Raw genomic sequence first — 6,782 nt, forward strand, 5'->3', positions numbered from 1 at the left:
AAAACGAAGTTAGTGATTATACTTTAGGCCCCCTTTTTTAGATATAATTAACCCAAAAAGGAAAAATACCCCCGTCATAGAGGCAATAGACCCTGCTATTGAGACATCCGCATAGCAGGCTGCAGAATAACCGAAAATAGCTGCACATATGGCCAAAATAACGCTCAGGCCGATCATCCTTTTAACCTGTTTAGTCAATAAATATGACGTTGCAGCAGGGGTAATCATCAACGCGACCACCATAATAGACCCAACAGCATCAAACGTGGCGACAGCTGTGATACTTGTAACTACCATCAAGGCATAATAGAGAACTACAGGCGAAAAACCTGTCATAGTTGCTAGAGTGGAATCGAATGTGGTTATTACTAATTCTTTGTAAAAAAAGCCTACAAACGCACTATTTGTAAGCAATGCTGCACCCATAACCCACAAAGCGTACGGCCCACAATCAATTCCATATAAAAATACGCGGTTAAATGGGGCAAACGCGAGTTCACCAAGCAGCACCATATCAACATCCAAGTGTACGTTGCGTGCATATTGTGAGACCAAAATCACCCCGATTGAAAAAAATAATGGAAAAATAAGACCAATGGCAGCATCTTGTTTAAGGCGTTTACTGCGAATAATCATTTCTGTGCACACTACGGTTAACACACCAGCACATGTTGCTCCAAAAATAAGTAACGGCGAATTAAGTTGCTGCACTATCAAAAACATAATTACAATACCCAGCAATATCGCATGGCTAATTGCATCACTCATCATCGCCACACCACGTAGCACCAAAAACACTCCCGGCAAACAACACGTTACTGCTGCTAAAATCGCAATCATTATAATTTCCACATGCAAGCTGGTAATCATGCAACGCTCCTTTTTGGAGCGCAGATGAGCGAGAACAGTACAATTATACTTGCCGCAACAACAATGGCAGGACCTGTCGGTACATGATCAATAACAGAACTTGCGTACACACCAATGGTTGCTGCGCAGCCGCCAAATATACCCGCAAGCACAACCATGTGTAACAGTTTTGTTGTCCACTGCCGAGCTGCAGCAGCAGGAGCAATAAGCATGGTACTCATTAAAACTACTCCAACTGTTTGCAATCCAATAACAATTGCAAGCACCAACAACATGGTCAGTACTACTTCTATAATTTTTACATTGAATCCAATAGATTGAGTAAACACAGGATCAAAAACATACACCGCACATTCTTTCCAAAACAATGTGAGTATCGCAAAAATAAAAAATGATATGAGTGCAATAACATACATATCTTCTTTGAGCAGTGTAGCCACGTTGCCGAACAAGAATTTGTTCAAAATTGCCTGACTTGCAACAGGAATTTTCTGTGCCACGGTCATTAGAACCAAACCTAATCCAAAAAACACCGATAAAATAATTCCCAAAATTGCATCTTTTTTAAGCGTTGTGTGTGCAACAATATAATTCATGCTCACTACTCCAATCACTCCTGCAAGTGCTCCACCACACAACAATATCCACGGATCTTTGCTATGTGTAAGCAAAAACATTAACACAATACCAGGAAGCGCTGCATGTGATATTGCATCACCAAGCAAACTTTGCTGACGTAACAGTGCAAATGTTCCCAATGCTCCTGATGTTATGCCCAGCAATACTGCACCTTGCAACACAAGTAACAATGTATAATTCATGGTAGGTTACTTTTCTGATGTGCCAAATCCCATGCACACAGCACAGAACTTATGCCATATACATGAGCAAGATTTTGTGAAGTCAACACCTGTTCTACTGGACCGCATGCAATAGTTGTTTTATTAAGCAATAAGGCCCAATCAAAATAGGTAGGTGCCGTAAGGACATCATGGTGAACAACAACAACAGTTTTACCTTCATCACATAATTTTTTGAATAATGAAATAATAATTTTTTCAGTCGGAATATCTACTCCTGCAAATGGTTCATCCAAAAAATAAATCTGTGCATCTTGTACCAATGCCCGTGCAACAAAAGCACGTTGCTGTTGACCACCAGATAGTGTTCCAATTGGTTTATCTGCGTACATACTTAACCCAACTGCGGTAAGAGCATGCTTCACGGCTTCTTTTTCACGGTCACCAGGTCGCTTAAACCAACCCAATTTTCCGTAACAACCCATGAGCACCATATCAAAAACGGTAAGCGGAAAATCCCAATCAACAGTGCTGCGTTGTGGAACATATGCAATACTATTGCGTACATTTTCCAAAGTTTCACCACAAATAAAAACAGTACCTTCTTTGTACGGTGTCAATTCCAAAATTGATTTGATGAATGTTGTCTTACCTGCACCATTGGGCCCGATAATGCCAAGCATAACACCCTGTGGAATGGTAACAGTGCAATTTGATAGTACAACTGTGTGATCATATAAAACCGTAAGATGAGAAACATCCAACGCTGGTATTTTTGATATATTTTTCATGCAGTAACTCCAGCACAAATAGCAAAACTGTTTTCCTTAGGGTACGATAAATTAAACCAACCAACAAGTGCGTACTTAAAAGAATACTGATCATATAAAAAAAATACTTTCGCTCTTTTTTGCATAAATACGATTGATTATGTATGTTTGGACGTAATTTTTTATCAGAGAAAGTAGTTATATGATTTTTAGCAATCACAAAAAGTGGTCTTTATTATTTCTTATTTATCTCTTTATGTCTCCAATCATAGGAGCTAAAGAAGTAAGCCAATCAACAACTCATAAACAACACTTTATTGCTCCTGTAGATAAAGAAACTCAGACTTTTAATACTCATTGCTACTCTGGAGTATCATTTGTCAAATACAATCACAAAAACCAATTGGTTTATTATCGTTATACCAATCTTACAGTCAAAGATTTTCAACAACTTTTTAACAATGCAAATGAGTATGATGTTTTAAGCAATTATCACCTCTATGCTTTCAAAAATTTTCATGCATTTGCTCAAACATTGCCATCTTACTCCGATTTTATATGCGCTCTACACAACGAAATAAAAAACAACAAACAAGCACGACAAAATACAGGATGCATACCAGGCTTTGAGTATCAGTTTGGTCTACACGGTGAAAAATCTGGCTTTCATGATTTTATTAGTGAGCAAACATATATTCATGGGAATAAACCGGTAATGGAACGCCTCCAAAGGGAATGGAGTTACCGGCATGCCTATGCTGACGATTACACTAAAAAATTCTTAACCAATCGCATTAAGGCAACACAAAAAACGACCTTACAACAAGGCAGATGCCATGACTATTCCTCCAATACACCCAAGTTAAAAATTAAAAAAGATGAGTATAAAAATTTGTTTAAAAATATGTGGGGTACAGCTCTCGATTGTCAGCTACATACAGAGCTATGCGAAATTCGCAATAGAGCATATCAACTCGGACATCAATATAATAATTCCCATGCGCAAACTCTAGAGATTATTATTCACACTCATGCAGCACAGGCAAAACAAGAAAAATGCTTAATGACCGCATTTGAACTAGCCGACATTTGTCATGCATTAACAACTATTTTATCTCAGGGAATGAAAACTCTTTGTCATACTTCACGATCTATTGGTTCAGGAATAAACAAAGGCTTTGGTTCTTTTATCAGCTTAGATCACTGGAAAAATATTATCCTAGGACCATTGGAAATGGGCATTCAATATCTTTCCTTCCATACCCATATGCAAAACACTCTAGATTCTATTGATAATGCATTACTATCCGATTTGTTTTATAACACTAAAGAATTAAACACTTTTGAAAAAAAATTGCATCTGCAAGCAAAAATTCAAATCAAAGCATTTCAAGAAACATATAAAACATTGAACCAGTTGTCATGGCAACAAATTATAGAAAACGCATCTGAGATAGGTACCTCTATCATTTTGGACACAGTAACACTTAATGCGCTAGCCAATATTGGGAATATCACTCAAACCCGCTTCTTTAAAAACCTAGTGTCTTGTACGGAAAATGGCGCACTTTTTGCACCTGAATATGCAGTAGAGGCTGCTGGAGTAAGCAAGTTAATTATTGAAGAAGGTGAAGTCCTTACCTCGAAGATAATGGAAACTATGAAGAATAATTCTTCTATTCCAAAAAACAAACCCTCTTTAAAAACTAAATCTACCCAAACATCAAGTAATTCTCCTATTATTCCTGCTACTAAAGTTCCTATTGAATCGCAACAAGGAATTATTCGCAATGATTTACGGGCTACTATACAGCAATATGAAGCACATATATTTTCTGATGATCATGTGAGTAATGGCATTATGGCATTAGGCAAGAATAAACCAGAAATTATGGATGCTCTCAATGATATTATTACTCTTCTTGATAAAAAAGGCTTTATAAAAGAAGGCCCTAACCAAATTAGAGGTAGTATTAACGGTATTAATACCGTTGAGATCAGATGCTTTATCCAAGATGGTGAAGCAATAAGCTTAAACGCGTATCTCAGCGATTTTGGAAGAATTTTTTCTAATTTTTTAGATGCAACGAAAGTTTTGTAACATGAATGATCAAGAAATACTACAAAAAATAAACCTCTTACACAAAAACAAAGACAAATCTTTGTACTCCTTTGTTCTAGAGCAAATTAATCACCAATCAAATAATATATATTTTTGGTTAGGCCTTGCTATCACTATGACTAGACCTCCCCTAGGAGATGAGGAAACAGGGATTTTATTCTGTCATAAAGCTCTTTTAATCGATAACAGCAATCCGCAAGCCCTAATAATACTCTCTTATATATACGAGCATTTTTTAGGGGGCATTGATGATATACCTCTTCATCAAATTAGAACTCTTTATGCTGATTCCGATGAAACAAATTCTATGCTTAAATATGTTGCTTCCTGGTCTTATGATAAACCACGAAGAAAAGCTCCCGAAATAGAAGAACTACTTCTAAAAGAATCTATAACATTATGTAATAAATACGTATGGAACTATGATCATCTTGCACGATTGTATATAAAACAAAAACGATATTTGGAAGTTAATAATTTAATCTTACAAGCATTAAGTAACGTTCAAAAAATATATTCTGTCCCCGATAAAGACTTTCAGAAAACATATGACATAACAAACGTAAATGAATTCATCAATGCACGAATTAAAGGTATTCATCTAAATCAAATTTGCTATAATATAGTTAAAGAAAAACTTATACCTACGCACAGAATAATTTGGTATACAATTACCATTCCTTTTTTGAAATTTTATCATTTTATAAAAGAAAAAATTTTAAAATTTATGAACATCGAAGACGATGAAATATAATTAAAATTTCAATGCATCCACAATTGCATCAACATTATGCTTCACCATACCAATGTAAGAAAATGCACCACTTTGTTCATCGCCGAGCGCATCAGAATACAGTTCTGTGCCGAATTCAACCCTATGACCACGTGCTGCAACAGCATTGCGCACTGCAATAAGTGTGCGCTCTGGGATTGACGATTCAACAAAAATGGTAGGAATAGATTGTTCCACAATATAATCAGCTAATTCTTCGATATCTTTGGTGCTGATATCACAATCGGTACTTAATCCCTGCAACCCAACAACTTCAAAGCCATATTGTGCACCAAAATAACCAAATGCATCATGCGCGGTAATTAAAATTCTTTTTTCTGGTGCAACTTCAGCAACTCGCGCTTGTACATAGTTATGCAATTGTTCAAGCTCACGAATATATTCATCGCCATTTTTTTTATACAATGCTGCATGTTCTTGATCTAGCTGTATAATTTTTTCTTGAATATAACGCACAACTAATATCCATAAATTTACATCAAACCAAATATGCGGATCGTATAAATTTTCAAACTCCGCTACGCGAAGTTTGTCTTTGTTTAATACATCTGAAGCATTTACAACAGTGGTAAAACGCTGCATGCCTTCTAGCACTTGTCCCATCTTACCTTCTAAATGCAAACCATTGTACACAACCAAATCTGCTGCTGCTAATTTGTGCACATCACTTTCGCGCGCACGATAGAGGTGCGGATCAACACCTGGCCCCATCAAACTATACACATGTGCATTGTCGCACACAATCATCTGTACCACATCTGCCAGCATGCTTGTTGTTGCAACTATGGTTAAAACTTTTTGCTGTTGGCCATGAACACCTTGTGTACGAAAAAAAACAAGCATGCCAAATACGCATGCCATGAATAACAAAAATCCAAAAACTTTCTTCATCATCTGATCGCCACCCACATACCAGTAAAATCCTGTGATATAACGCCATCAAATTGTAAATTAAACAGTTCTGATTGTACTTGTCCAAAACTTAATTGGGTAGTATTAACAATGTCATCAACCGAAGATGGTTGCTTACACACACGTAAAATGTGTTTTTGCGCTGCAGAATATTTTTTTAACCCCATGTTCCATTTCATTTCACACGGGGACCCCGGCGTAGAGGAACGAAGCTGGGGAGAAGAAGAATGTATCAAAGGGGCAGAAGAATCAGTAACAAATAAAGCTTGTTGCACAAGAACTTGCTTGTCTGTACCTACTTCGTTAAAACTTCGAAGGTCAGGCAAAATAACACGATCGCCAAATTCACTCAAAATATCAGCGCTATTCATAATCAATTTTGCACCTTCTTGAATGAGTGCATTACACCCAGCACTCAGCTCATCGCCAATAGAGCCTGGAACTGCAAATACTTCTCTGCCCTGCTCCATAGCATAATGTGCAGAAATTAACGCGCCGCTTTTTTGTGCAGCTTG

7 protein-coding genes are annotated in these 6,782 nt (G+C 37.0%); 2 read left to right on the plus strand and 5 right to left on the minus strand.

Annotated elements, in window-relative coordinates; translation table 11 throughout:
* Window positions 1–9: 9 nt before the first annotated feature.
* From VJJ26_03040 to VJJ26_03050, 3 genes are read right to left on the minus strand one after another with little or no spacing between them, the layout of a single operon-like run.
* Window positions 10–870: a metal ABC transporter permease gene (locus tag VJJ26_03040; GenBank protein HLC07138.1), complete on the minus strand. Its 861-nt coding sequence runs from the start codon at window positions 868–870 to the stop codon at window positions 10–12.
* Window positions 867–1,691 (minus strand): metal ABC transporter permease, encoded by an 825-nt coding sequence (locus VJJ26_03045; protein ID HLC07139.1) that lies wholly within the window; start codon window positions 1,689–1,691, stop codon window positions 867–869. Before VJJ26_03045 ends, VJJ26_03040 begins: the two co-directional genes overlap by 4 nt.
* On the minus strand, window positions 1,688–2,461 hold the full coding sequence (locus tag VJJ26_03050; protein HLC07140.1) for a metal ABC transporter ATP-binding protein: 774 nt from the start codon (window positions 2,459–2,461) through the stop codon (window positions 1,688–1,690). The genes VJJ26_03045 and VJJ26_03050 overlap by 4 nt, the downstream gene beginning before the upstream one ends.
* Window positions 2,462–2,642: 181 nt before the next feature.
* Here VJJ26_03050 and VJJ26_03055 point away from each other — a divergent pair, with 181 nt between their 5' ends.
* Window positions 2,643–4,541 carry a hypothetical protein gene (locus VJJ26_03055; protein ID HLC07141.1) on the plus strand — a complete coding sequence of 633 codons (1,899 nt, stop codon included), beginning with the start codon at window positions 2,643–2,645 and terminating at the stop codon, window positions 4,539–4,541.
* Between the two features lies 1 nt (window position 4,542).
* Window positions 4,543–5,316 carry a hypothetical protein gene (locus VJJ26_03060; protein HLC07142.1) on the plus strand — a complete coding sequence of 258 codons (774 nt, stop codon included), beginning with the start codon at window positions 4,543–4,545 and terminating at the stop codon, window positions 5,314–5,316.
* On the opposite strand, the gene VJJ26_03065 is transcribed toward VJJ26_03060, so the two are convergent.
* A complete protein-coding gene (locus VJJ26_03065; protein ID HLC07143.1) occupies window positions 5,317–6,249 on the minus strand; it encodes a zinc ABC transporter substrate-binding protein in 933 nt (310 codons plus the stop codon). It lies immediately after the preceding gene.
* On the minus strand, window positions 6,246–6,782 hold a 537-nt coding region (locus VJJ26_03070), incomplete at its 5' end, for a DNA-processing protein DprA (GenBank protein HLC07144.1). The genes VJJ26_03070 and VJJ26_03065, both read right to left, overlap by 4 nt.

The organism is Candidatus Babeliales bacterium (genome assembly GCA_035288105.1).
Classification (GTDB): domain Bacteria; phylum Babelota; class Babeliae; order Babelales; family Vermiphilaceae; genus SOIL31.